At 40.7% G+C, this 3,178-nt stretch carries 6 protein-coding genes; 3 read left to right on the plus strand and 3 right to left on the minus strand.

The genetic code is table 11. The annotated features are described in order from the left end of the window. The coding region (locus ACE5CV_RS18420) for an ATP-binding protein (RefSeq protein WP_374951667.1) at nucleotides 1-323 on the plus strand (323 nt) is incomplete at its 5' end. Nucleotides 324-388: 65 nt separating this feature from the next. On the opposite strand, the gene ACE5CV_RS18425 is transcribed toward ACE5CV_RS18420, so the two are convergent. The 3 genes from ACE5CV_RS18425 to ACE5CV_RS18435 all read right to left on the minus strand — a co-directional run bounded on the left by ACE5CV_RS18425 (nucleotide 389) and on the right by ACE5CV_RS18435 (nucleotide 1,348). Further along, complete coding sequence (locus tag ACE5CV_RS18425) at nucleotides 389-580, minus strand: CsbD family protein (RefSeq protein WP_374951668.1); 192 nt, start codon at nucleotides 578-580, stop codon at nucleotides 389-391. Nucleotides 581-616: 36 nt separating this feature from the next. After that, nucleotides 617-766, minus strand: a complete 150-nt coding sequence (locus tag ACE5CV_RS18430) for a lmo0937 family membrane protein (protein ID WP_374951669.1) — start codon at nucleotides 764-766, stop codon at nucleotides 617-619. 192 nt (nucleotides 767-958) lie between these two features. Continuing rightward, complete coding sequence (locus tag ACE5CV_RS18435; protein ID WP_374951670.1) at nucleotides 959-1,348, minus strand: response regulator; 390 nt, start codon at nucleotides 1,346-1,348, stop codon at nucleotides 959-961. 224 nt (nucleotides 1,349-1,572) lie between these two features. On the opposite strand from ACE5CV_RS18435, the gene ACE5CV_RS18440 reads away from it, so the two are divergent. Beyond that, the gene (locus ACE5CV_RS18440; RefSeq protein ID WP_374951671.1) at nucleotides 1,573-2,478 is read left to right on the plus strand and encodes a YihY/virulence factor BrkB family protein; all 906 of its coding nucleotides are present in this window, start codon (nucleotides 1,573-1,575) and stop codon (nucleotides 2,476-2,478) included. Nucleotides 2,479-2,518: 40 nt separating this feature from the next. Next, on the plus strand, nucleotides 2,519-3,178 hold a 660-nt coding region (locus tag ACE5CV_RS18445), incomplete at its 3' end, for a sigma-54-dependent transcriptional regulator (RefSeq protein WP_374951672.1).

The raw sequence follows: 3,178 nt of genomic DNA on the forward strand, positions 1-3,178 counted from the left end.
ATAAGGAAAAAATAAAGATTGCATTTTTAAACATCATTGTTAACGCTATAGAGGCCATGGAACCCGGTAAAGGCGTACTGACCATTATCACCAAGGGAGAGAACGATCGTTGTGTGATTGAATTGGCAGATAACGGTTCAGGCATGGATAGAGAATCACTCGGTAGATTATTCGAACCGTATTTTACCAGCAAGCCCAAAGGCAATGGACTGGGTTTGACCAATACACAGAACATCATTCTTAACCATAAAGGCACTATTCAGGCAGACAGTGAGAAAGGTAAAGGAACTACGTTTACAATTGCACTAAATTTTGCCAAGTAAGAAAGCTTTATTTGTCGGCATAAAAAAGCCCCTGCTATTCACAGGGGCTGTAATGTGTAACCTTTTTACAGGCTTTCAATCCATTTGATTACTTCATCTTTTGTTTTACCGAGTTTCTTCTGAACGCGGCCTACTAATTCATCATCTTTTCCATCTTCGTACATCAGGTCATCATCGGTTAGGTCAGCATATTGTTTTTTTGCTTTACCCTTCAGATCGTTCCAGGTACCATTCATCTTTAATTTCCAACTTTCCATAATCTTAATTTAAGATAAAAAATCCAGATTCCGCTATCACGCTGCGCCGCGGATAACGCGTAGCAAAACTGCAATGATAGCAACAACAAGTAGGATGTGTATAACGCCACCAGCGTGGTAACCAAGAAATCCAATTGCCCAGATAATTACTAAGACAACTGCGATTAGGTATAAGAGATTTCCCATCTGAAATAAATTTTAAAAAATGATAAAATAAAGTAGCAATTGCTAATTATTATATAAATTCTTTGCCAGAAATGTTATAAGTGAACAGGGGGCCGGATTTTTAACCTTTGGGGAACAAAACTGTTGAAGGAGATACGGTGTCGGCCCGATTGTAGACATTTGTCTACGATTATCAGAAGGAGTCACCTCAAATTATCCTTCCAAAATTTTTTTTACCGCATAATCGATCACCTCTCGGGTAAACGGTTTGCTAATAAACAAATCGGCACCTTGTATATGTGCTTTCTTACGTTCAGGCAGCCCGTCATGCGCGGTAATCATTACAATTTTTACCTGGGGGTATGTTTCTTTTACAAACTGAATAAAGTCGAGCCCAAACCCATCGGGTAAATGGTTGTCAAGAAATATGATGGAAGGAACATCGTGTTGAAGCGATAACCTGGCGGATGATAAATTGTTTACAAATGAAGGTTTCAGGTTTTTTTGACGAAGAATACCACTCAGCAGGAAACATATATCAACCTCGTCATCTACAATCAATGCTTTCAACGGGTCTTTAACGGTAGTATTTGTAGTATCCACGACGGAGCCGATTTTAAGATAGGTTTTTTTGTTTTTTGTAAGCTGCAATTAATCTGCCAGTAAGGGTTTGCGCAAAATTCTTAGCTGAATCATCCGGCCATTTATTAAACGAGACTAGTAAGCGGCGGCATTTTTTTCTAATATTGCGGGTCGGACCGAATCAGCCATTTCAAGAAACAGCCACCTGTCACGGCCGTGCTTTCAACCAGGGCATTATGTCAAAAATGAAGACGATTTTCAATTTTTTTAAAGAGGTATTTTCGGGCTTTACAGATGATAAAGCGCTTAAATTCAGCGCTTCACTATCGTACTATACCGTATTTTCAATAGCGCCTTTTTTGGCTATCATTATTTCGGTAAGTGGCTTTTTTTTCAACAAGCAGGCCATCCAGGGCGAACTCTATCCGCAAATTCATGAACTGGTTGGCGACAGTGCGGCCATTCAGATCCAGGATATGATTACCAATATTCACCTGTCGGGCAACAGTTTTTTTGCTGCCGCCATAAGTTTGCTGGTGTTAATAGCTGGTGCTACGGGTATTTTCGTGGAAATCCAGGACTCGATCAACCATATCTGGGGTTTGAAAAGTAAGCCAAAACGCGGGTTAATTAAGATGTTGCTTAACCGGCTGATCTCTTTTTCGCTCATTGTAAGTCTTGGATTTTTGCTAATGGTATCCCTCCTGCTGAACACGTTGGTAAATGCGCTAAGTAAACAATTGCTTCGCCTGTTACCAGGCAATGGTGTTTATGTGGTGGATGCGGTCAATAATTCAGTGATGTTTATATTAATATCACTTCTTTTTGGCATTATTTTTAAAGTTTTACCTGATGCCAGAATAAAATGGAAGGATGTTATGGTAGGAGCCATCACAACCGCAATCCTCTTCATGATCGGAAAATTCGCCATTGGTTTCTATCTGGGTCACAGCAATATGGGAAATATCTATGGCACTGCAGGCTCAATAATTATTGTTATGTTATGGGTGTATTATAGTGCCGTAATTTTATATTTTGGCGCGGAATTCACCAAAGTGTACGCAAAACATTATGGCGGGGAAATCCGGCCAAATGATTATGCCGTATGGATACAGACCAAGGAGATTGAGCTCCCCAAGGCGCTGGAATGAACTTATTTAGTTAACTTCAACTTAGTATAAAAAAAGCAATATGAAGCGTATTCTCCTGATTGATGACGACATGGATATGTGTACTTTACTGGGAAGGTTTTTACAAAGAAAGGGCTTTGAAACAGATGCCGCTTACAGCGGCAATAAAGGCATCGCCAAATTCAAAGAGCAGCACTTTGATGTGGTATTGTGCGATTTCAGACTGGGCGATAAGGAAGGACGTGAGGTTCTCAAGGAAATAAAAGAAATTAATCCCCACGCAGTTGTTATTATCATCACGGGATATTCTGATATTAAAATAGCAGTTGATGTTATCAAACACGGCGCTTTTGACTACATCACAAAACCGCTGATACCCGAAGAGGTTTTGAATGTCATCAATAAATCTCTGCAGGAGCCTGCGGCTGCCGGCCCCAGCGCTTCAGGCACTAAAAAAAGTAGCAGCAATTCTGCCGGCGACGGAGAGTTCCTTCGCGGACGTGCGGGTACTACCAAAGATTTATACAATCAGATTGAACTGGTGGCGCCAACCAATTACAGTATCATTTTGTATGGCGAAAGCGGTACCGGAAAGGAAGTAATGGCTAAAACCATTCACCTCCAAAGCGCGCGGAAAGACAAGCCATTTGTTGCACTTGACTGTGGCACACTTTCAAAGGAATTAGTGGGCAGTGAATTATTTGGTCATATGAAAGGGTCT

The sequence above is a fragment of the Mucilaginibacter sp. genome (assembly GCF_964263795.1).
Taxonomy (GTDB): Bacteria; Bacteroidota; Bacteroidia; order Sphingobacteriales; family Sphingobacteriaceae; genus Mucilaginibacter.